Source organism: Nitrosospira sp. Nsp14 (genome assembly GCF_900113575.1).
Classification (GTDB): Bacteria; Pseudomonadota; Gammaproteobacteria; order Burkholderiales; family Nitrosomonadaceae; genus Nitrosospira.
In genome coordinates this window covers 1-20,463 of record NZ_FOPV01000005.1, presented here as the reverse complement: position 1 = coordinate 20,463, position 20,463 = coordinate 1, and the positions used below count along the sequence as shown (strand labels likewise).

General features: G+C 55.4%; 15 protein-coding genes and 3 pseudogenes. 6 read left to right on the top strand and 12 right to left on the bottom strand.

Annotated features, from left to right (window positions below):
* Positions 1 to 158: 158 nt before the first annotated feature.
* Positions 159 to 2,726 carry a hypothetical protein gene (locus tag BM022_RS04490; protein WP_091137251.1) on the bottom strand — a complete coding sequence of 856 codons (2,568 nt, stop codon included), beginning with the start codon at positions 2,724 to 2,726 and terminating at the stop codon, positions 159 to 161.
* Between the two features lie 808 nt (positions 2,727 to 3,534).
* On the opposite strand from BM022_RS04490, the gene BM022_RS04485 reads away from it, so the two are divergent.
* A complete protein-coding gene (locus BM022_RS04485) occupies positions 3,535 to 3,951 on the top strand; it encodes a hypothetical protein (RefSeq protein ID WP_091137249.1) in 417 nt (138 codons plus the stop codon).
* A gap of 273 nt (positions 3,952 to 4,224) precedes the next feature.
* Here BM022_RS04485 and BM022_RS04480 read toward each other — a convergent pair whose 3' ends face one another.
* The 3 genes from BM022_RS04480 to BM022_RS04470 form a co-directional block, all read right to left on the bottom strand.
* A complete protein-coding gene (locus BM022_RS04480; RefSeq protein ID WP_091137248.1) occupies positions 4,225 to 4,980 on the bottom strand; it encodes a calcium-binding protein in 756 nt (251 codons plus the stop codon).
* Between the two features lie 239 nt (positions 4,981 to 5,219).
* A complete protein-coding gene (locus BM022_RS04475; protein WP_091137246.1) occupies positions 5,220 to 5,720 on the bottom strand; it encodes a VOC family protein in 501 nt (166 codons plus the stop codon).
* 164 nt (positions 5,721 to 5,884) lie between these two features.
* Positions 5,885 to 6,919 carry an SDR family oxidoreductase gene (locus BM022_RS04470; RefSeq protein WP_091137245.1) on the bottom strand — a complete coding sequence of 345 codons (1,035 nt, stop codon included), beginning with the start codon at positions 6,917 to 6,919 and terminating at the stop codon, positions 5,885 to 5,887.
* A 384-nt stretch (positions 6,920 to 7,303) separates the two neighbouring features.
* Here BM022_RS04470 and BM022_RS04465 point away from each other — a divergent pair, with 384 nt between their 5' ends.
* Positions 7,304 to 8,065, top strand: coding sequence for a hypothetical protein (locus BM022_RS04465; protein ID WP_091137243.1), 762 nt, complete (start codon positions 7,304 to 7,306; stop codon positions 8,063 to 8,065).
* 153 nt (positions 8,066 to 8,218) lie between these two features.
* On the opposite strand, the gene BM022_RS04460 is transcribed toward BM022_RS04465, so the two are convergent.
* Both BM022_RS04460 and BM022_RS04455 read right to left on the bottom strand, forming a co-directional pair.
* Positions 8,219 to 8,443, bottom strand: a complete 225-nt coding sequence (locus BM022_RS04460) for a hypothetical protein (RefSeq protein ID WP_091137242.1) — start codon at positions 8,441 to 8,443, stop codon at positions 8,219 to 8,221.
* Between the two features lie 67 nt (positions 8,444 to 8,510).
* A complete protein-coding gene (locus BM022_RS04455) occupies positions 8,511 to 9,314 on the bottom strand; it encodes an SGNH/GDSL hydrolase family protein (protein ID WP_256208926.1) in 804 nt (267 codons plus the stop codon).
* A 272-nt stretch (positions 9,315 to 9,586) separates the two neighbouring features.
* Between BM022_RS04455 and BM022_RS04450 the strand changes: the two genes are divergently transcribed.
* Positions 9,587 to 9,907 carry a hypothetical protein gene (locus BM022_RS04450; protein WP_091137240.1) on the top strand — a complete coding sequence of 107 codons (321 nt, stop codon included), beginning with the start codon at positions 9,587 to 9,589 and terminating at the stop codon, positions 9,905 to 9,907.
* Between the two features lie 664 nt (positions 9,908 to 10,571).
* Here BM022_RS04450 and BM022_RS04445 read toward each other — a convergent pair.
* The gene (locus tag BM022_RS04445; RefSeq protein ID WP_091137238.1) at positions 10,572 to 10,865 is read right to left on the bottom strand and encodes a hypothetical protein; all 294 of its coding nucleotides are present in this window, start codon (positions 10,863 to 10,865) and stop codon (positions 10,572 to 10,574) included.
* Between the two features lie 702 nt (positions 10,866 to 11,567).
* On the opposite strand from BM022_RS04445, the pseudogene BM022_RS15905 reads away from it, so the two are divergent.
* Together BM022_RS15905 and BM022_RS04430 are read left to right on the top strand one after the other, a co-directional pair.
* Positions 11,568 to 12,145, top strand: a pseudogene (locus BM022_RS15905) (transposase); the annotation flags it as partial.
* Between the two features lie 61 nt (positions 12,146 to 12,206).
* Positions 12,207 to 12,421 (top strand): annotated as a pseudogene (locus BM022_RS04430) (transposase); the annotation flags it as partial.
* 235 nt (positions 12,422 to 12,656) lie between these two features.
* Here BM022_RS04430 and BM022_RS04425 read toward each other — a convergent pair.
* The 5 genes from BM022_RS04425 to BM022_RS04405 form a co-directional block, all read right to left on the bottom strand.
* A complete protein-coding gene (locus BM022_RS04425; protein WP_091137232.1) occupies positions 12,657 to 12,947 on the bottom strand; it encodes a hypothetical protein in 291 nt (96 codons plus the stop codon).
* Positions 12,948 to 13,057: 110 nt separating this feature from the next.
* Positions 13,058 to 14,170: a PEP-CTERM sorting domain-containing protein gene (locus tag BM022_RS04420; RefSeq protein WP_091137433.1), complete on the bottom strand. Its 1,113-nt coding sequence runs from the start codon at positions 14,168 to 14,170 to the stop codon at positions 13,058 to 13,060.
* Between the two features lie 290 nt (positions 14,171 to 14,460).
* Complete coding sequence (locus BM022_RS04415; protein WP_091137230.1) at positions 14,461 to 16,110, bottom strand: metallophosphoesterase family protein; 1,650 nt, start codon at positions 16,108 to 16,110, stop codon at positions 14,461 to 14,463.
* Between the two features lie 458 nt (positions 16,111 to 16,568).
* On the bottom strand, positions 16,569 to 17,705 hold the full coding sequence (locus tag BM022_RS04410; protein WP_091137229.1) for a DUF3466 family protein: 1,137 nt from the start codon (positions 17,703 to 17,705) through the stop codon (positions 16,569 to 16,571).
* 430 nt (positions 17,706 to 18,135) lie between these two features.
* On the bottom strand, positions 18,136 to 19,254 hold the full coding sequence (locus BM022_RS04405) for a hypothetical protein (RefSeq protein WP_091137227.1): 1,119 nt from the start codon (positions 19,252 to 19,254) through the stop codon (positions 18,136 to 18,138).
* Between the two features lie 274 nt (positions 19,255 to 19,528).
* On the opposite strand from BM022_RS04405, the pseudogene BM022_RS04400 reads away from it, so the two are divergent.
* Positions 19,529 to 20,406, top strand: a pseudogene (locus tag BM022_RS04400) (integrase core domain-containing protein).
* Positions 20,407 to 20,463 lie beyond the last annotated feature (57 nt).

Below are 20,463 nucleotides of genomic sequence, written 5' to 3'. Positions count from 1 at the left end.
TCAACAAAAGAAAGGGACTGCCAACCTCTCAATAGCAATGCTCATGCTTCAAATGTAGATAAAGGATTTGAATTGTCAAGGCGAAAGGGGCGCGCGAATTGCCTCAATAAGGGGTAGACCCAATAGTCATACCTCCGCTATGGCCCCGCTATGGCCCTTTAAGCTATTTGTCCGCCCTCTCGAACGGGGTGGCTAGCGTCATCCCCGGCCACGGCGCGCAACGGCAGCAGCGTCTCAAGCGCTGCATCCTCGATGCGGCTCTCCTCCAACAGGCGAATCCGGCGTTCAATCTCGCGGCGTTGTTCCGAGGGGACCGACCCGCAAGCATCTCGCAGCGCGCGCACCTGGATAGCCCTGCGCAGGCTCAGGAATTCCGCGCGCCGCAGGCGCTGGAAGGGCGCTTGCTTCAGATAACGCTCGGGAGGCCCGCCGCGGTCAAGCTCGACCAGTTGTTCGTTCATGCGTTGAATGACGACGCTGGTTTCCTCGATCGCCGCCCTCAGCATGAAGGTTCTCAATCCCGTACTATAGCGCTGCTGTTCCTTGAAGGCCGCTATCGCCTTCTGCCTTGCCTCGATCGCCACCACGAGGTTTTTTCGCTGCCAGGCAGGGTCCAGTTCAAAATATGCCTGCTTGTTCTCGACCCCCGAACAGCCGTCGCTGATATTCCCCACCGGAATACCGGGGAACTGCAACGCATACTCGCGCCGGAACTCTTCATCCGAATGGATCAGGTTGGGGCCGCGCTGCAACACGCTCAGCATGCCTTTCCGCTGATCTGAAACATTCCCGGGAAGCTTGCCCGCAAGGTTCTCCAGATCGTGCGCGACAGTGCCTTCGATGTCCTGGTTGCTTTCATCTCCGGGACAGCACGTCGTATCGTTCGACCAGAATTCCGCCCATCCTTCATGGAATGCGAACCCCGCATTGGCTGAGCCTGTCACCGGGGCGATGCATGAGCCATGCCCGCGGCCATACACATAGAGGAGGTCGTCGCCATGCCAATGCGATTCGGGACCATCCAGCACGTCCCTGAAGACATGGGCGAACTCGTGCGTAGTTGCCCTGTATGGATTCCCGTTCTCGCCCGTGCGATAACCGTGGGCCCAATGGACTTCGTCATACCATGTCAGCGGCGTGAGATGGCCTCGCCAGATCTGGACATTAAAAAATCCGCCGGGAACGGCTTCGCCAAATTTGTCCGGAAACTCGCGCGCGGCATTGCGGAAGCCCTGCCACACCGCGGCCCGCGGCGTCCCCTCGCCACCGTCGCGGGAAATCTGAATGGTTCCAACCTCGATGAGACCGCCGCTGTTTGACTGATGCGCAGTGTCGATCGACCAGACACTGGAGTTATCCGCATCCTCGACCTCCACCTCGGGGCTGAACAGTCGCAGGCGCGCGTAATAATCCCCGTCGATGGAGGCGTAGAGATCTAGGGTAAAGAGCCCCTGTTCATCCGTGTAGGTCTCGCCCACCTTGTCGTCGTACCAGTCCGAACGGTAGCGGAAAAACTCCACTTGCGCCCCTTTCAACGGTTGGAAACCCACGCTCGGCTCCACGCTGTTGGCGTTGAGATAGCCGAACTGCCCGCGAATGACGAAGTTGCGGTTCTGCTGGGGGCAGCTGCCGTGAACAAGGACCGAAAACGGCAGATCAATTCCGCTTCCGACCAGGTGCAGCGTAGCCGCGGTGTCGGGTACCGTCGGTCCTGCTATCGTGCTCAGATTGACCGTGACGCGCTCGCCGATCGCGCTGCCGGGAAACGAGAGCGTCTGCGGATCGACCGTTCCCGTGACATCTGTCGGCAGCCCTTCAAGCGAGACAGCTATCGGACCTGTTACGCTCGGGTCGCGGATCACCCAATAGTCACGCGTGACGCTGCCACGCGCGCCTTGCGGGTTGCAACCGGCAAAGTCGATATCGGCAGAGCCGAATATGCGCAGCTTCGGCGCCGTCGCGATAACCATCGCAAGGCTACGCGGCGCCGGCCCGGCGCTGGGGGCGGGCGTTCCGGTAAGGACGACCAGCCGCGTTTCCGGCATCGAACTGGCATCCGCTTGCACACGCAGGGTGATGCCCGTGCCGAGCGAGGGATTGGGATCGACGCTTCCGGTTACGCCTGCCGGCAGCTGGCTGAACGTAAACGCGATAGCGCCGCTCGATCCGCCGATACGCATGATGGTGACGGGAATATCGGCCGCCGCACCCCCCTGGACCAGCGTCTCACCCAAAGGACCTGTAAGAAAGAAATCGGCCTGTCCGGCGGTTGTCTCCTCGAAAGTAATGTCGCGCACGGCAATAGCGGCCAGCAGTGCCGGATCGTTGACCGCCTCGAGCACCACCGTGGCGATTCGAGGCTCGGCGATGGCAAGATCGAGGGTCCTGTCAAAGCCCGCCCCCGCCGTCACGTTCGCGATTGCCGTCGCTACCGTCATGCCGCCAGCGTCCAGTCCCGTCAGGCGCAAGTCCTGCTGGACAGTGACCCCTGTAACCGGCAACAGGCCAACATGCAGACTTACGCTGCGCTGTAACGCGGAAAATGTGATCCTCGCCCCACTGCCGCAAAACTCGCAGCCCGGCGCGTCGTTGAAGCTTGCGACATGCCCGCTCGGCGTGTCGACCACGATTCCACCAATGATCCCGCCATATTTCAAGAACGTTATGCCAGGCAGCTGATCATCGAGCCGGGTGCCCACAGGCAGCCCCGTAAAGTCTTCGGTCATGATGTACCTCCCCGTCAACCGCAAAAGTACGCGGCCCGATCAATTCAAATATACGCGGCCAAACATCCGCATACCATTCCCACGCACATGCGCCTTTGGCGCATGCGTCTTTACCGTGGCACATGCGGTATGCCATTTCAGGCGGGATGAATCAGCTTAGTAATCGGGAAATGGGAGAGCAAGCCCAGCAGGATTAAATTTTTTGGGGAAGAATTCTGCCCGGGACCGCCGCTCTACCTGCGGTGAGTTCGACAACGTGCGCCGTAGTTCTCCCGCGGTGGGGCCGCGCTGCTTGCATCATCGCGGAGGGCCTTACCTGCAGCGATGCATAGGTCGATAGCCCTCCCTTTGTTCGCGTTCGGTTACCCGTAGCCATAGCTCGCGGCAACGCATCCTCCAGACGCACTCCTTCGGTTTCTTTTTTAAGGCAATTCGGCATGTGCAAGCTGCCTTGTATTCGTTTATCGCGTGATCTATGTTGAATTTAAGTGGTTCTTTAGAACCACGACCCTTAAGGACCATTGTATGTTTGAAACGGCCTTTCCACGCATCTTCTCCCGTTTCGAGAAACTGACTGGGACTTTTCTACCTGTAAGAATTTACAGCTATTCGGAAATCCCTCTCCGTTATCTAATGGACCGCAAGGGCAAATGATAGATCGAGCCACCCGGGACAAAGGGAGTCTGCCGAGTTGACTATGCGGTGGAGATTGAATCTCCGCCAATCACAGTATCCATTATTGCAACTATTCACTTTGCTTTAATACTTAAAAAATGCGTAGTGTTTACACGCTTATGGGGAGAAAATAATGGATCCAAAAACCAAGCTGAGCATTAACTTTGACGATATACATGTCATTGCGCGGGAAATCGTCGCACTACGACAAATCATTGAAATGCAGCCCAACCCTGAGGTTCAGAAAAAAATTACTAAATTGCAAGAACTTGCCGGTACGGCTCAGAACGCTGCGATGCGCATTCAAAGGAATTGTGAAGGACTAAGCAGGCAAGTGGTAGAGCTTGAGAATCAATTGGGTAAGATGTCAGATAGCAATAACATTGTTCAACAATACCCTACGCCTCTTGAAGACTTGGAAATGTGTCATTCACTCACTGAAGAAGACTATCTGCTTGTTTTTCGCGATACAGCAGGATCACGACTGACCCTTCAGCTTCGCAGCGAAGCGGTACCTCATCTCGTGGAAAAGCTGAAGGCATGCCAATAGGCTGCTAGAACCAGGGTCAAAAATACTCGATTTGTGGCTGTTGCCAGCTTATGCATCGACGCGCTTATTTGTGACCTGTATCAGTTTCAGTTCGAGATCGACGGAAGGGAAGCCTGGAAAGATAAAATTACGGCGCTAAATCATAAAACAGGATCTGGCACGCCCGGCAGATCAACCCGTGAAGCTGCCGGATAATTGCGCCCTGCTTGCTGCATTACGAAAGAATCACTCTACCAATGGCGTATGAAAAACCACTGGCAGAGCACTACCGGTTCATTGCAATATTACGTCCACTGAAAGGTTCAACGGGGGATTTCCTTCCAGAAATATTTCAATATGGTTGCCGCCCGACGCATTCGCGGCCAACACACTATTAGTATATGAGAGGCTCGCGACGCTTGTAATGTTAAGGGCCGCAAGGTCTATGACATCGCCCTCTCCTCTTTGGGAACCGCTAAAATCCCTTATGATGTCCGGTGTCTGGGTTTTGCTTTCTTTTGCAGAATCGAAATCGAACGTATCCCTTCCCGCTCCTCCATAAACTGAATCCTGCCCCATCCCGCCGTTTAGATAATCATTCCCGCCTCCCCCAAGCAGAGCATCGTTACCAGCTTCGCCGTAGAGGGAATCGTTTCCCGATCCTGCATTAAGCGTATCCTGCCCGGTTCCCCCGTTTAGATAATCATTACCGTCAGACGTGACTAAATAATCGTTACCAGCGTCTCCGTAGAGTTTATCGACGATACCAGTGTAGTTCACTTGGTAACCCCCGAAGAGTGAATCATTTCCCTCGCCGCCGCGCAGTATGTCGCTGCCGTCCAAGCCGTCTACGAAGTCGTTGCCATTCCCGGCGTCTACATAATCGTTACCTGGTCCAGCAGAGCCAAGGTCATCGCCATCGCCGAGGTCCACATGGTCGTTGCCTGCGCCCGCTTCGAAAAAGTCAGCGTCACCAAGAGCGTAAATCGAGTCATCAACGCTCGTGCCTATCAAGTTATCGCCACCATTTGTTCCCTCAATTCTGGGCATGATTATTCTCCTTGTCGAAAATTAGGAAGAAACGAACGTGCAATTGCATGGGAACAGGATGATTCGGAAGGGCACCATGGTCGGTGGCATAGCGAACATACCGGGAAGCATCATAAAGACAGCATGCCTGATAAATAGAGTGTATTACCTTTTCAACAGCGTTCCATTTATTGCAGAATTGCCCGTAGCCCCCGACTAGGGAGGCTATCCCCTACGATTGATTTCATGATGAAATTGAGCTATTCCGCGACTGCGGCTCGATGCAGTTCGGCGATGTCGATTTTCTTCATTTGCAACATCGCTTTCATTACCTTTTGGGATTTCTGCTTATCGGAGTCGTTCAGCATTTCCATCAGAACAACGGGGACCACCTGCCAGGAAACGCCATACTTGTCCTTTAACCAGCCGCATTGCCGCGCTTTCTCGTCACCGCCCTCGCCCAGCTTCTCCCAGTAAAAATCCACCTCTTCCTGATCGTCGCAATTGATCTGGAATGAGATCGCTTCGTTGAACTTAAAGTGGGGCCCGCCATTAAGGGCGGTGAATTTATACCCATCGAGCTCGAAAGCGACGGTCATCACGATTCCCGGCGCCTGCCCGTGGACATCCTGGCCTGCCTCTCCATAGTAGGAGATGTTCAGGATCTTTGAATTCCGGAAAATACCGGTATAAAACCCAGCCGCCTCCTCCGCCTGACGATCGAACCACAAACACGGCGTAATCCTCTGAATGCTTTGCATGACTCGTGCTCCGTCGATTAATATGATGTCAAATTATGACGTATATGAAGATGGGATGGATACCCGAAATCCACGTCAAATCAGCCTCAACCGGCTTCGACAGCCCTTGACAGTCGACATACGTAATTCCCTGCTGGTTAAGGAAGCGACCTCCGGACAACACGCTAGGGATTCCCCTCTCCGCCTGACGCTCCGTACACTTGTCCTGTCGCATAACTCGCATCCTGCGATGCAAGGTACACATAGAGAGCACCCAGTTCGGCGGGCTGGCCAGGGCGCCCCATAGGCGTGTGTTCCCCGAAGTCTATTAGTTTTTCGGCAGGTTGACCGCCGGTGGGTTGCAGAGGCGTCCAGAACGGCCCCGGCGCCACCGCATTTACCCGAATGCCCCGCCTTGCGACCTGCTTGGCCAGCGACTTGGTGAAGATCACCATGCACGCTTTCGTCTGCGCATAATCCAGCAGTCCAGGGGATGGATCGTAAGCCTGCACGGACGACGTGTTGATGATCGCCGAGCCGGGTTCAAGGTGCGGCATGGCCGCCTTGGTGATCCAGAACATTGCGTACACGTTGGTTTTGAACGTGGAGTCGAACTGTTCGGTCGTCAGTTCCTCGATTGAATGCTGGGCTACCTGCGTCGCCGCGTTGTTGACCAGGATATCCAGCCCGCCCAGTTCCCGCACCGCGTCGGCCACCAGTTTGACGCAGAAGCGCTCGTCCCGGATATCGCCGGGGATGGCAACCGCCTTGCGCCCTTCCGCCCGGACCAGCTCGACCACCTCCCGCGCGTCAGGCTCTTCTACGGGCAGATAGTTGATCGCAACGTCGGCGCCTTCCCGCGCAAAGGCGATAACCGCGGCCCGGCCGATGCCGGAATCGCCCCCGGTCACAAGGGCTTTCCTGCCGACCAGCTTACCGGACCCCCGGTAGCTCGTTTCGCCATGATCCGGACGGGGGTCCATTTTGCCGGCAAGCCCCGGAGGGTCCTGCTGCTGCGGGGGAAAGGGAGGACGCCGGTATTGGGTAGTGGGGTCCTGTTTGCTGGATTGCCCGCGCCGGCCCGGCGTATCCGCTCTTGAGCTGGAAGCCGCGGCTCCCTGCTGGGCAAGTGCGGGGGTAGTCAGCGCCGCAGCCAGACCCGCAGTCACGCCACTGACAAACTGGCGCCGGGAAGTCATGGTGTCATCTTTTGTTTTCATGCCTGCTCTCCTATGAAACCACAAAAGGTGGGAGCGCCAAAGACCTTGTCCGGCGAACAGTTTGGCAAGGATCATTGGCAGTTCATCGAAGGTTCGTTTTCACCGTAGGCCATGCATCCAAAGCTGTCAAGGCAGGATGAGCAGGATGTGGAGAGCTGGGGTATTGAATTGGGTGGAAACGTTGGGACGAGCTCACTGGCCCTGGTGCGCTTTCATGGTTGCACGCCTGTTCCCTTTTGCTACACTGAAGATCATATCCATCCGTTCGCCTGCTCCCGGTTATCTTTCTTGCGCTCCCCGAAAGTACAAAGTACGTATGCAGCATGGGAGATATGGAAGGGTGTGAGGCGTGGTCATTCTGATCCAGAAAAGGAGTCCGCTCACATGCGTATAACAAAGATGTTGATCTTTATTGCTTTTGCGCCGGTTCTTCTGGGCGGTTGTGCCGGTCGACCGATGGGACAGGGTGGTCCGGAAGGGCGTGATGGAATGCGAGGTCCGGACGCGAAACCACCGGAAATCAGCGAAAATTTCAATAAAACCGCCAATGACTGGCTCGGCGGGCATTCAGACTATACGTCCGACACGCAACCCACCGATGTAGTCGTCAAGCCTCGCCGGCTCCCCGACCTATTCGGCGGCTATGGCCTCTACACCGCCGGCACTAACCGGAGCGACGATCTTTTCATCTATATAAAGAAGAAATTCACCGGATTCGCCCCCAACCAGGACTACCTGCTTACCTTTAGCGTCACGTTTCTTACCGATGCCCCCGCCGGCTGCGTCGGCGTCGGAGGGGCTCCGGGCGAGTCAGTGTTTCTGAAGGCGGGGGCCACGCCCGTTGAGCCTCTCACGGTGGCCATCGACACTGAATATCGGATGAACATCGATAAAGGTAACCAGGCCCGGGGAGGAAAAAATGCTGTCGTACTGGGGAACATCGCCGGAACCAACACCGAGTGCAACCAGCCGCGATTCGAGTGGAAAACGCTGACCAGTGCCACGCCCCTCATGGCCAGGAGCGACGCAACCGGAACCTTGTGGTTGTTGTTTGGGATTGATTCGGGGTTTGAGGATACCAGCGAAATCTATTACCGCTCCGCCACCATTACCGCATCGTCAACCGGCTCTGCTCCCCGGAACTGAGCCCTGAATGGCCCGGTAATGGTCCCGAGTTTTTTGCATGAACGCGGCATCGTGGCATTGCGGCAGCGCCGCCGGCTCAATTATCCGCCGTTCCGACGGTGCGTGAGCATGGCATCCCATAAAGTCCTGTCAGATCGCCGGATCACATTGAGGTCAGGCATCGCGGCGGTATGCGGCAATTTCCCAATTTCCGCTTGACTCATCATGCCGCAGGACGTACATGCTTCCATCATCGGCCTCGACTCTGAACCAGCGCTGCTGCCGCGCGTACCAACGGTCGGTCAGCGCGCGCACCGCGAGCCGGCGCTCGCCCAGCCAGAACGCTGATGGCTCCAGTTCGCCGCGATAGCCGCTGTAGCACTCCACGCGTATGCTCATGCCCGACCCCCATATCTCCTGTCGTCGCGCCGAGGACGCCGGGGTCTATTTGCGACGAATGGACCACTCACCACATCCACCACCGACGGCGCCTCGTCGGAAGTGCCGCCCGTGCCGCGCCGGGCTGGTCCTCGCGCGCCTTCAGCACCGCAGGCAGAAATGCGGCGCGAACTTCCGATGCGCCCCGTAGGCTGGGTTCGATCGTGCGCGTGAACCAGGATGGGTCTCCGCCCAGAAAGTGACGATGCACATCGACGAGCTGGCCATGTCGCGCAGCCAGCTCCGCGATAATGGCATTGATGCGGTTCAGATTGGGCCGGGCAATGCGCGCATCAATACTCAAAAAATTGCGGGAGTCGTCGCCAAAGGTGGGATCGAAGACTGTCCCAAGCAGGACCGGGCGCACGGGCAGCGTGCGCAGGAAGGTGTCAAGCGCCTGCTCGAAGCGCACCATACCGCCGCCCCGGTCCGCGGCCAAACCGGTGAGAAGGTCGTTTCCGCCAATTGTCACCAGTGCCACTGCAGGACCGGACAGGTCGAGCACGCGTCCCTGCCGCGGCAGGTCATCTACCGTGGCCCGATCCTGGGCGCGGTGGTCGAGCCGCGCGGGAGCGGATGACGACAAGTCGCGTCCTTTGAAATCAGGGAACAGGCCATCATCATTCCGCACGATCAGCTGGCCGGGGTGTACCCCATACTCGTTGTACCGGGCACAGTCGAGGATGGAATCCCCGAATGTGTACACCGTGAATACCTCGCTTGCCATGGTTGAGCCTCGCGCATTAAGCACCACTGGCACCGCTGCCGTAGCGCTGGCGGCAAGCGTCTTCAGCCACCTGCGCCGCGCGTGGTCAAGCTCATCGCTTATCACTGCTCTCCCCACCGCCCTCCCCGACTCTTGATGCCGCTCATGATCGTTCCTAGAGGAATTGCGGAATATAGAGCAGCATGCCTGCTCTCTGGTTCCCCCCGGCGGCGAGCGCTAGCGTGCGGCAGCGCACGGAACAGGCTGGGGGTTTTCCCTAAAACTGTCTGTTCGAACACTTTCCCTTGCCATCGCGGTCTGTAAGGTCGCTCAACCCGGATGCCCGGCGCAGGACAGCCAGTCCCGCCATCCCCGTTCATCCAATAAAGGAGTTAAGAATGAAAAATGTTAAATTCATGCTGGCGGCAGCCGGCTCAGCACTTATTTTCAGTTTGTCGCCAATTGCCTTCGCGCAGCACAGTCCGGGGCTGGTCAGGGTTGATCTCAGTGGCGTTGCAGCCAATCTTGCCAAAGATCTCAGAGTTGAAGTCAGGCAGATTCCGACCACGGTCGAGATTCCGGCTCGCGTGGCTGCAAGCGTGTGTAAAGTAAAAGAAGATACCCTACGCGGCGCGCAAGGTGGAAGCTGCACCGCTGAAACCACGAACACTGAACTCGAGCAAATCGTGTACGGACAAATAAAAGGGACGACCCGGTAAGGCTGTGCCGCAACCGCGATTTAAACTCCTCCCGCGCTGAAACCGTGCCCTGACCCCGTGGCATAAAAAAAGGGGGATGTTTCCTGATTCGGCCATGCTGAAGGAAATGAAGGAAGCTGTGCATCAGCCAAAGCGTTTGAAGATCAAGAAATCGCTTGCTTCATCACGCAGGATATGTATAATGCGAATCATTCTTATTATCGTTTAACATTATACAGGCAACAGGCTTGCACCTTGGTAAACCATGGCCCCGCAGATGTCACCCGCATTTGCCTTAACCAATAACCCGGTTAAGGGGGTAAGGGGGCTTGCCCTATCGGTCGAGCCAAACGCATTCACGTATCCGTTGCCACTGGGTTTCTCCTACGCCAGTGGCCTTTCAGCCAGCCAGCCTTTCCCGGGCAAGCCAGCCAACTTTTTTATTCCGCGAGATCGGGGATCCACCAACACGGGCCCCCGATCTCCACTCGTGTCGATAGCAGAAGTGGCCTGTCCCTGGAGTTGAGCGTAAGGACCTGGGGGAACCAATGGGTGAATGCGCGCCCCCTCCTTCCAATCCTCTCCCAAATCCGTAGCCGTATAGTCTAGCGGAATGCCGGGATAGGGTTATGTCATCCCCGGCTACGTCATCCCCATTCCGCACGCCGTTTTCCGTCGCTCCTCCTTACTTCGCATTCGGGCTCGCATTCGTATCGCCAGCGGTGTCACTTCCGGAACTATCCCCGGACACGAGGTGCTTCGCCTCCGCCCGCAGGCCTTTTGCTCGGTTGGCAAGATCGCGTGTCTTGGCATCGATCTGCTTGCGTGTCCGGACTGCCATGCTGTACGCCTTGTCCTTCGCCAATGCCCGGCGCCGGTTGCCGCGGTCGGGATCCATAAGAAACATCGTAAGCGCGCCGAGCGCAGCACCGCCGAGTGCCCACTTAACGAGGGAAACATCTGTCGTATCTTGATTCATGGTCATCTCCTTCCTCAAATATTTACTGGGGCCTGCGAACCCAACGCAGCCCTTTAGACCCAACCCCCTTTAGATCCAACCCCCTTTAGATCCAACCCCCTTTAGATCCAACCCCCTTTAGATCCAACCCCCTTTAGATCCAACCCCCTTTAGACCCAACCAATTCCTAATAACCCCGAACCGACGACCAGTATCACTATGTACGCTATCCAGGATGCGATGCTATTCATTGCCGCTCTCCTTTCAATAGATTCGAAGCATGTATATAAAATACGGTTATATATTTACCCTTTTAACGCGTCTCATCAGTGCGTTGACCCACATAGAGCGCGAGCGCAGCCGAAAGGCGTGGTAAAAAACGGAATCCATGCTTCGCTGGAGCGGTATCGGCGCCCTGGCCCCAGCCCGGTCTCCTCCCTTCGGCTTCGTCTCCTGGTCTCCTTCCCTGCTCCCCTCCGCCGCGCCCCTGCTCTGCCTCTTGCTCTGCGCCCTTACGTTGATCGGGCAACGCTGCAAGCGTTGACTTAAAATCCCTCGGGCTTAACCGCCCATGCCGGTTCGATTCCGGCTCCACGCACCGAGTTATCAAGAGGTTATCCTAATATCTGCCTACACTTATTATGATTTATGGGCTGTGGTGACCTGCCCCTTTCATTAGCTTCATGACGTAGTAGAGTTCGATTCTAAGATGAGGAGCGGACCATGAAGAAGCGATTTAGCGAGGAGCAGATTATTGGATTCTTGAAGGAAGCGGATGCGGGCATGCCTGTGGTGGAGTTGTGCCGCAAGCATGGTTTTTCCGATTCGTCGTTTTACACTTGGCGTGCCAAGTTTGGTGGAATGACGGTATCGGATGCCAAACGGCTTAAGGCCTTGGAAGAGGAGAACAGCAAGCTCAAGCGACCGCTGGCTGATGCACTACTCGACAATGCGGCATTGAAAGATGTCGTTTCACGGAAGTGGTAAGCCCACAAGCACGGCGGGAAGCAGTTGTGGCTCTGAAGACAAAACGACAGTTCTCTGAACGCAGGGCTTGTGGGCTGATGAATATTTCCACTTCCGTATTTCGCTATCGCGCTCGGCCTGACACATCCAGGCAATTACATGAGCGTATTGTTTCGCTTGCCGGACAAAGGCAGCGCTTTGGCTATCGACGTATCCACATTCTGCTCAGGCGCGAAGGCTTGTGCGTCAATGTCAAGCGGGTCTACCGGCTGTACCGCAATGCGGGATTAGCAGTGCGAAAACGCAGTCGCAAACGGATCGGTCTGACAGAAAGAGTGAATTGCCCCTGAACCTGTAGACACTCCGAAGCCTTAACTAAGGCATGAAGGAGAAGTCATGAGCAGCAAGCGTTATCCGGAAGACTTCAAGATTGATACGGTGAAGCAGATTACCGAAAGGGGCCATCCGGTGGCAGAGGTGGCCAGCAGGATTGGCGTTTCCCAGCATACGCTGTACGCATGGCTCAAACGCTACAGTTTGCCCGAGGGTGAAGACAGGGAACGATTCGTCGTCTGAAGGCAGAGCTGAAGCGTGTCAGCGAGGAGCGCGACAATACTGTGGTATTGCGCAACGATTGTAAAGTGGTCAAACAGGACGCGCTATTTCGCGTCTGGAACGGGGGCCTGCTGCCCGGGAAAGGGAGGATGAGATGCAGCCCTCTCTTTCATCCGATCTTTTAGCACGCAAATCATCTACCGTTAAAGCAAAAATCCGAAAGCAGACGCAGTCGCTCCCAGCCTAGCCTTAATTAGCCCTTGCGACGCCGTGTCATAAAGCCCAGCAGTCCTAACCGGGCAGCAATAAGGCGTATGTTTCGGGTTCCGGGACGGGGGTCATCAGGAAAGCATGCTCTACATGTGATATGGAATTGTATGCATTTCCAACAATCCACCCCTTATCGTTTATGCCATTTGCTCCAGTCAGTACCCAACCCGCATTCGCAACGCTGGCATCCAGCAAACTATTAAGGTCCGGCAGCCTAGTGCCATCCCACAGGACGGCGTGCCACGAAGCGCCGCCGGGAGAATAATTGCCTCCCCCTACCGCTAGGCCGGCTTCGTTGATACCACCGACCAAGCTGTCACTCCCACCCGGAAGCGTGCCCAGGTCGGTCGCCTTGGAGCCATTCCAAAGGGTTGAAGATTCCTGGGCGGGCGTGAAGCATCAAACGGAAGGGTAGAAGGCCGCTAAATGAGTACGCGTCTCAACCGGACCATAAATCCAATTAGACCCAGCCCGGTTAAAAGCATTACATAGGATTGCGGCTCTGGGACAACTGTCGCTATCGCGATGAGCTGTCCCGCATTATTGATATCTACTGCTTCCCTTAGGATCATTCCGCTGGGCAACTCAAGCAGCGAATTAAGGTCCGTCGTGCCCTTGCCCTCGGGGCCTGTCACGAAAGCATGGTAGTCCCCCGAAGTATAGAAACTTCCGACTGCCTGCCCGGCATCGTTGATTTCGTTAGCCCAGCCCCAGAACTCGCCTGGTCCGGGATTATCAAAAATTCTCTCCCCCGACCCCTCCGGACCGGTCATAAAGGGAGTCCCCCCTATGGTAACGCCCACCACCTGCCCGGCATTATTGATGCCTTCGGCGACTCTGCCGAATCCAATATCCTTCATGCCATAGCCCTCCGGCCCCGTTATAAAACCGGTGGGAAAGGAGTCGTCGGGCGCTGGAGACGAGTATCCCACCACCTGCCCGGTATTGTTGATGTCCCTGGCATAGCTGCTGCCCCCCAAGGAGCCAAATTCTCTGATGCCCGGACCATCCGGGCCATCCGGGCCGATGATACCGGGACCAGCGATAACCGCGACGGAATACTTGGAATTAGGAACGGAAGTCTCGCTCACTACATGCCCCGCATCGTTGATGGCATGAGCCTCATAAAAATAGCTAAGGATACTGATGCCGGCACCATTGGCGCCGGTAATAAAAGCACCGCTTCCCGAGCCACCCGTTACCTGCCCCGCAGAGTTGATGTCATTGGCCCAACTGCTGCCGTCCAAAGAGTCAATCTTCCTCACACCCGCGCCATCGGAGCCGGTGATGAACGCGCTCTTGTCGCCTGCGGGCGTATAGGAAAAACCCACCACCTGCCCGGCATCGTTCATCGCAGTAGCATGAGCCTGGCCTCCATCAGGACTTCGTAACTCAGTCAACGTCTTGCTTTTAAGATCAATGAGGTACGACCGTTCCTGGGCTTGAGCGGCGGCTTGAGTAACAAAACCGGCGCCGGCGAACAGGGCAGCGCCGAGGAAGAACCTGCGAGATGTAGAGCAATGAGTGGTTTTCATGATGAAAGCCTTTTTAGTCTTCTCAAAAGGAATTCTGCGACCCTCGCCCATATACTTGGCCTTACATTGCCACTCCGACGAACCTTAACGTTGTTGAATTATCTCCACCATTAGCTCGGGGTGAATTCGGAATCGATAATGAGCGTGCCCGCTGGTACATTTGCCGAGTAGTAGTTATCTCCGCGCACGCTACACGATTAGATCTTATAGAGACGCACACCGCGCCGCAGGGCGAGCGTAATATCCGGGATGACTGTTCCTGAGTCCCGGCGGCCTCCGGGCGTACAAGGCTAAAAATCTTGTGAGACAGCAAAATCACCCACATGGTTTATCACCGCCCAGGCGGTATGGGTGCGGAGATCGATGCCGTAGGTGCCCAGTTTGAAGCCGGGTTTCCACGGACCCAGTACAAACCTCTTGCCTCCGCCAAAATTCGCATCCACCGCATTTCTCCAATTGCCGTCGGCATCCCTGCTGGCGAGCCCGAAGTGGCCGAGTAGCAGGTCCGAGGGATGCACCCCGGTGCGGTCAAAAGACAGCGAGAGTACGTAGACATCCGTTTTTTCGCTTCCCAGTTGTTCCGCCATACCCCAGAGGGTGAGGATGTTGCTAGCAAGACTAACGTCCTCGTCGTCGCGGGGAGCCCAGCCGGTATTGACAGCTTTGGAAACTGGACGGCCGTCATAGACCTTCGCCGCGCTTTCGTTGGTTCCGGCAAGGACCCTGGCCGTTGTATTGCGAAAACTGTCGCGAACCACAGTGTAGGATTCACCCTGATCCACCACAAACTGCCGGCCGTTCAGACTATAGCCGAAGGTCTCGCGCTTCGAGAAGTTGAGCGCGGGTGTGACCTTGAGTTCGCAGTCTCCCGAACAGCCGTTGGGAGAGGAATAGTGATCCACAGTCACTCGTGGGCCGTCGACGGTGACAATATAGTAGCCGATGGTGAACAGTTCCTGCGCTAAAGGGATTTCCCGGCGACCACCGAAAGCGGGCACGTTGAACGCCAGGTCAAAGGAAGTACTGTTCGGAATATGGAATTTGTACCCATCCGACGTGCTGATGATTTGCGTGACCGACGCTTGACCGTCGGGGCTGGTCACCAAGGAGCGGTGGTGCATATGGTCATGGCCGCCGAAGAAATAGCGGGCGTCGTTCTCCTTCATACTTGCGTAGAAGGCATTTCGCGCGGCCACGTTCCCGTGGCTATTATCGGCGGGTTGGGTCCCGAAAAGATCGCCGCCGTGGTACTGGCCAATCAGGTTTTTGTGGCTGAAGACAAAGGCGTGACTGCCGGCTGGTTTGGTTGAAAGCCGATTGTCGATCCAGTCCACCTGATCGATTGTGTTAGTGTGGACGCTTCCCAGGTAACTGGTTCCATCGGCTCGCGTAAACTGGTCGATGAGAATGAAGCGTGCGTTGTCGTAATCGAACGAATAGGTTAATCCCTCCAGCTTGTAGGGATTTGCGTCGCCGTAGAAGATCGGGCTGCTGAAATTGAGGGCGTTGAAAACAGAGCTGCCGCTGCCGAGGGTTTGCGGGAAGAACTTTGGCAACTCCAGCGCGGCGGTCTGCGATGCATCGTGATTACCCCTTAGCGGATAGAAATCGATGGCGGCGTTATAGAGGGGCTCGGCAGCCAGGGCCCGGGTGTCCATGGTGCGCTCCGAGGGCCGACCGTTGAGGGTGTTTGTCTCTTCCTCAGCTAAATCTCCGACCTGGATGACAAACTTGACCTTCTCGGCGATAAACTTCTTGTTGAGCTGGTTGATGATCCCGACTGCGACCGTTTCAGGATTTTTCCCGTCAAGATTCGCTTGCCACTGGGTATCGGCCATCACGCCGAACTTCCAGGCTTCTGCCCCGACGGGGGCCGAAATGAATGCCGCTATCGCGAGCGTCAATACAAACAATATCGGAAAACAATGCAACTTGCTCATATCAGCCTTTTCAAAGGGTTTCGAGTTTTCGTCAATGGCGAAAAATTTACCGGACCGCCTCCCGGATTGTCGCTCGTCGTGGCATTACCTTTTGTAGTGCCCGACGCACAATTGCTTGGTTTGGCTCAAAGTAAGAACGGGAAAAATATCGATCGGCTGTGTCAGGTTTCTTCTGTGGTATTCGGTACCGACTTCACTTGTAGCGGCAGTTAAGCAAGGTGGCTTGGCGACTTGTGATCTTCCTCGCGTAAGAAGCGCGCCAGGAGGAAGCTATTCCGCACTGAAGAGGCACAGCAAACTAAAAAGAAGAGCGAACGGTCATGTGACTCCACCTCAGGGCAGTTAACCATTGCGGGCTCCGATCGGTCGGTCCAGTTAATCCGAGGCCAAAGCAACCCCTAACCTGAGAAGAGCGGCAAGCGAAAAAGCGAAAAATCTCGACGTCGCCCTGCATCCATCTACATCTGCGCCCCGAGCGGCTTCCGGCGCACCCTGAATTGAATTAGAACCAAGCCAGCCAGCATCAGAGCGTACGACTCAAGCTCCGGGATTGCTGTGGCGATGACTTGCCCGGCGTTATTGATGTCTTGAGCCGAATTTAGAAAAACTCCGTCCGGAAGGTCCACCAGCGAATTCAGGTCTCTCATACCCATGCCATCGGGGCCAGTGATGAAGGCATGATTAGGTCCAGCGCCAGTGGGGTCGACGCTGGATGATCCTACCACCTGCCCGGCATCGTTGATACCCAAGGCCCAGCTCGAAGCTCCGCCGAGGGTGCCAAGGTCTCTCATGTCAATGCCATTGGCTCCAGTAATGAAAGCATGACTAGCGCCATTGGTATCCGCGTGGCCTATCACCTGGCCAGCATCGTTGATGCCCCAAGCCCAACTGGATTCGCCGCCGAGAGTGCCCAGCCCCCTCATGCCCACTCCATCAGGACCAGTAATGAAAGCACGAACAAAGCCATCCGCAGACAGATCAGAAGACCCCACTACCTGCCCCGTGTTGTTGATGCCCCAGGCCGCGCTGTAATTGCCGCCCAGAGTGCCAAGGTCGCGCATACCCGCACCATGGGGCCCCGTGACGAAAGCATGCCAAGCGCCATTCGCGGCCGCTGATTCTCCCACGACCTGCCCGGCATCATTGATCGCGTTGGCCCAGTTCTGAGCTCCACCGATCGTGGCCAGGGGCTTCATGCCCTGGCCATGGGATCCAGTGATGAAAGCACGCATTTCTCCTTTGCCGGTATACGAATGGCCCGCCACATGTCCGGTATCATTGATGCCATAAGCGCTGCTGTTAGCTCCGCCTAAAGTGCCGAGGTCCCTTACACCTGCGCCATCCGGACCGGTGATGAAAGCATGCATGTCTCCTGTGGCTATGGACGAATGACCTACTATATGTCCGGTATCGTTGATCCCGTAAGCGCTGCTGGTAGCTCCGCCCAAAGTGCCGAGGTCGGCCGCCGTTCTCCCGTGAAGATCGATTAGGTAGGAACGTGTTTGGGCGGAAGCATGAGCAACAAAACCGAAGCCGGCGAGCAGGGCCGCCCCGAGGAGGAATTGGCGACATGTAGAGCCATAGGTAATTTTCATGATGAAGACCTACTTGATTTGTACCAAGGGACGGGACCCGCGCAACCATTTCCTCAAGATAGATGATGGATTTGAGAAGTCAAGGCAGGCGAAGCTGGGTCTCCTCCAGTGCAAATTCGAATTGGATTCTCGGGTTGGGTAATAGGTGTCGGCGGGAACAGCGTGATATGAACCGAGACGGAATTGTGTACGTTCCCAATTATCCACCCCTTGGCGTTGATGTCCTGCGTCGATCAGCACCCAGCCTGCATCACCCATGCTAGTGCCGATAAAACTGTTGAGATCAGCCCCGGCGGCGCCAGCCTAGGACGTGGCCTGCTGGGCCGCAGCCCCAACGGTTTGAGACACTCTATTACTTCGGCGGCATTATTTAATGCCGTTGGCAGAACTATTAGTTCTAGGGGGTAAGAAGGCGACAAGCGGTCTAAGACTAGCGGACGGAAGCACTCTGTTCATGACGTATCTTCGCTGCTCGGTCTTGCGCTTTTAATTGCGCTATAACCGCCAGACTCCAGACAAAGATTAAGGAAGCGGAAAAAACGAAGAATCGGAAGTGATCTGAGGGGAATAGAAGCATATGGGCTGCACTAAAAACAAACGGCAGGATAAATAAACAGTAAAAATGTACTTTATCCCCTTTAACCTTAACTCCGTTTAGCCAGAACAAGTAAAGAGCTACGGCGTAGACCAGGGCGTGGGGATGCGAGATCAGGCTCCGTAACAATCGTGCATAAGGGATTAAGTAGTCGCCCACCTGATGAGAAATAACGATATTTTCAGGATACGGGTTAAATGGGCGGATAAAGGTGAAGTTAAAAAGCGTCAGGTATCCATAGTTTCCAGCTAACTTATTAACGGAAATATAAATAGCAGCAGCAGACAAAAGAGAAAATAATGAAATATACCTGTCCCCCTGGCGATAGGTAAATATCATTAATAGCCCCGAAAGCAATATGAAATCCGTCCTGATCAAAGGAAGGATCGCCGCAACAAAAAACACCAGCTTTCCTTTTCTAATTAAGCTATATATTCCCAGCAGCGAAAAGAAGCAGGCCATCGCGTCAGGTGTGGAAAGCTGCGCTATTTCCCAGTAGCCGGTTAGCGCGACAACAACCGGGAGAATCGCTATCGAGACTGATGTTTCTGCAATAATTAAGCCTAGCACCACGACTGACAACGAAGCGAAGATTGCGCTGATCACGTATGTCGCTTGCGCGTAACTCAAGCCTAAGTGCTTGAACAGACGTATTAATTCTATATATACAACTCTGGGGGAATAGAATGGGAGTTGCTGCTCCAAAGAGGACGGGTCTTTAAAAACCGTTTCTCGATACTCCCCTGTTGTCAGTTGCGAAAAAAATGGTTTTTCACTCACCTCTTTCTTTATTTCCCCATACGTTTCCTGGGTTAAGTCTGCGCCTCTGTAGCCATCTTTTTGATAAGCAGCAGCTACGTATGCGACCATGTCCCAGTTGCGCTCTGGTTCCATGATCCCGTATATCAAGATCGCTGTAGCGGTTGCAACAAAAATTAGGTATCGGAAAGCCATCAGAAATTCCACGGGGCGGTTTTATTAACACGTCCTAGTTAATGCAATGCCGCATAGTCTAGAGTATTACTCCCGGTAGCGTAGGCGAATCCGCCACCTTAGCTTCGTAACTTGCCCGGTACGAAGAGAAGGTCGTGACTCTACCCCAATTGAACCCGTCCCGTGTAAAAGTAGAATTTCCGGCATGATTTTGACCTTTAGGGAAAGGAGTTATGACGTAAAGAGAAGCAAATTTACCGAGCAGCAGATTGCGGTTGCCCTGTAGCAGGCCGAGTTGAGGACGCCCGCTGAAGAGGTCCGCAGAAAGATGGGCATAAATGATGCAACTTTCTACACTTTGAAGAAGAAGTATGGCGGGCTCGGGCCTCGGGATGGAGGCGGTTGAAGCAGTTGGAGGAAGAGAACGCCAAGCGGCTAGTCGCAGACTTGAGCCTGGACAAGACCATGCTGCAGGATGTGCTGTCAAAAAAGCTCTGAAGCCTTCCCGCAAGCGCGTCCTGATCGATGAATTGCGCAACCGCTACCGTGCCGGCTTAAGGAAAACCTGTGCATTGCTGCGACGATCACGCACCGTTTATGTCTACCAATCGTGCGCCCGTGATTCATCACTTTTGCTCTGCGGATGGGGAAATCGCTGCTACACGGGCGCACTACGGTTACCGGCGCGTGCATGTCCTGCTCAAGCAGGAAGGCCTTAGAGACAATCACAAGCGTGTTTACCGGCTGTATCGGGAAGAAGGGCAGGAGAGGATGTCGTGAACACGCCTAACCGCATCGCAACAAGCGGGCTGCCCGCCACCATCAAGGATCGATGATGGCGAATTCATTTCCAAGGTCATTGACAAATTAGCCTATGAGCCTGGCTTTGAACTCGACTTCAGCCGTTCCGGCAGGCCTACGGATAACGCCAAGTTGGAAAGCTTCAGCGGACGGTTGCGGCAGGACCGCCTCAATGCCCATTGGTTCTTGTCTTCGGACGATGCCAGACGCAAGATTGACGAGTGGCGGCAGTACTATAATGAGGCTCGTCCCCATTCTGCATTGCGGGGGGCCACACCCGCTGAATTCGCCCGCGACGCGAGGAAAAACGCCTTGTTCGGCATGCCTACGGAGTTGACGTCATCCCCAAAAACTAGGGCAGTTCTAAATTAGAGTAAAGTCGCATCTGGCTCCCTTATTGAAGGAGTTTGAAGCGATGAAGAGATCCCG

Excerpts from the sequence above, each read along its gene's own strand:
- BM022_RS04490 (WP_091137251.1), bottom strand. The coding sequence starts at position 2,726 with ATGACCGAAGACTTTACGGGGCTGCCTGTGGGCACCCGGCTCGATGAT.
- BM022_RS04485 (WP_091137249.1), top strand. The coding sequence starts at position 3,535 with ATGGATCCAAAAACCAAGCTGAGCATTAACTTTGACGATATACATGTC.
- BM022_RS04480 (WP_091137248.1), bottom strand. The coding sequence starts at position 4,980 with ATGCCCAGAATTGAGGGAACAAATGGTGGCGATAACTTGATAGGCACG.
- BM022_RS04475 (WP_091137246.1), bottom strand. The coding sequence starts at position 5,720 with ATGCAAAGCATTCAGAGGATTACGCCGTGTTTGTGGTTCGATCGTCAG.
- BM022_RS04470 (WP_091137245.1), bottom strand. The coding sequence starts at position 6,919 with ATGAAAACAAAAGATGACACCATGACTTCCCGGCGCCAGTTTGTCAGT.
- BM022_RS04465 (WP_091137243.1), top strand. The coding sequence starts at position 7,304 with ATGCGTATAACAAAGATGTTGATCTTTATTGCTTTTGCGCCGGTTCTT.
- BM022_RS04460 (WP_091137242.1), bottom strand. The coding sequence starts at position 8,443 with ATGAGCATACGCGTGGAGTGCTACAGCGGCTATCGCGGCGAACTGGAG.
- BM022_RS04450 (WP_091137240.1), top strand. The coding sequence starts at position 9,587 with ATGAAAAATGTTAAATTCATGCTGGCGGCAGCCGGCTCAGCACTTATT.
- BM022_RS04445 (WP_091137238.1), bottom strand. The coding sequence starts at position 10,865 with ATGAATCAAGATACGACAGATGTTTCCCTCGTTAAGTGGGCACTCGGC.
- BM022_RS04420 (WP_091137433.1), bottom strand. The coding sequence starts at position 14,170 with ATGAAAACCACTCATTGCTCTACATCTCGCAGGTTCTTCCTCGGCGCT.
- BM022_RS04415 (WP_091137230.1), bottom strand. The coding sequence starts at position 16,110 with ATGAGCAAGTTGCATTGTTTTCCGATATTGTTTGTATTGACGCTCGCG.
- BM022_RS04410 (WP_091137229.1), bottom strand. The coding sequence starts at position 17,705 with ATGAAAATTACCTATGGCTCTACATGTCGCCAATTCCTCCTCGGGGCG.
- BM022_RS04405 (WP_091137227.1), bottom strand. The coding sequence starts at position 19,254 with ATGGCTTTCCGATACCTAATTTTTGTTGCAACCGCTACAGCGATCTTG.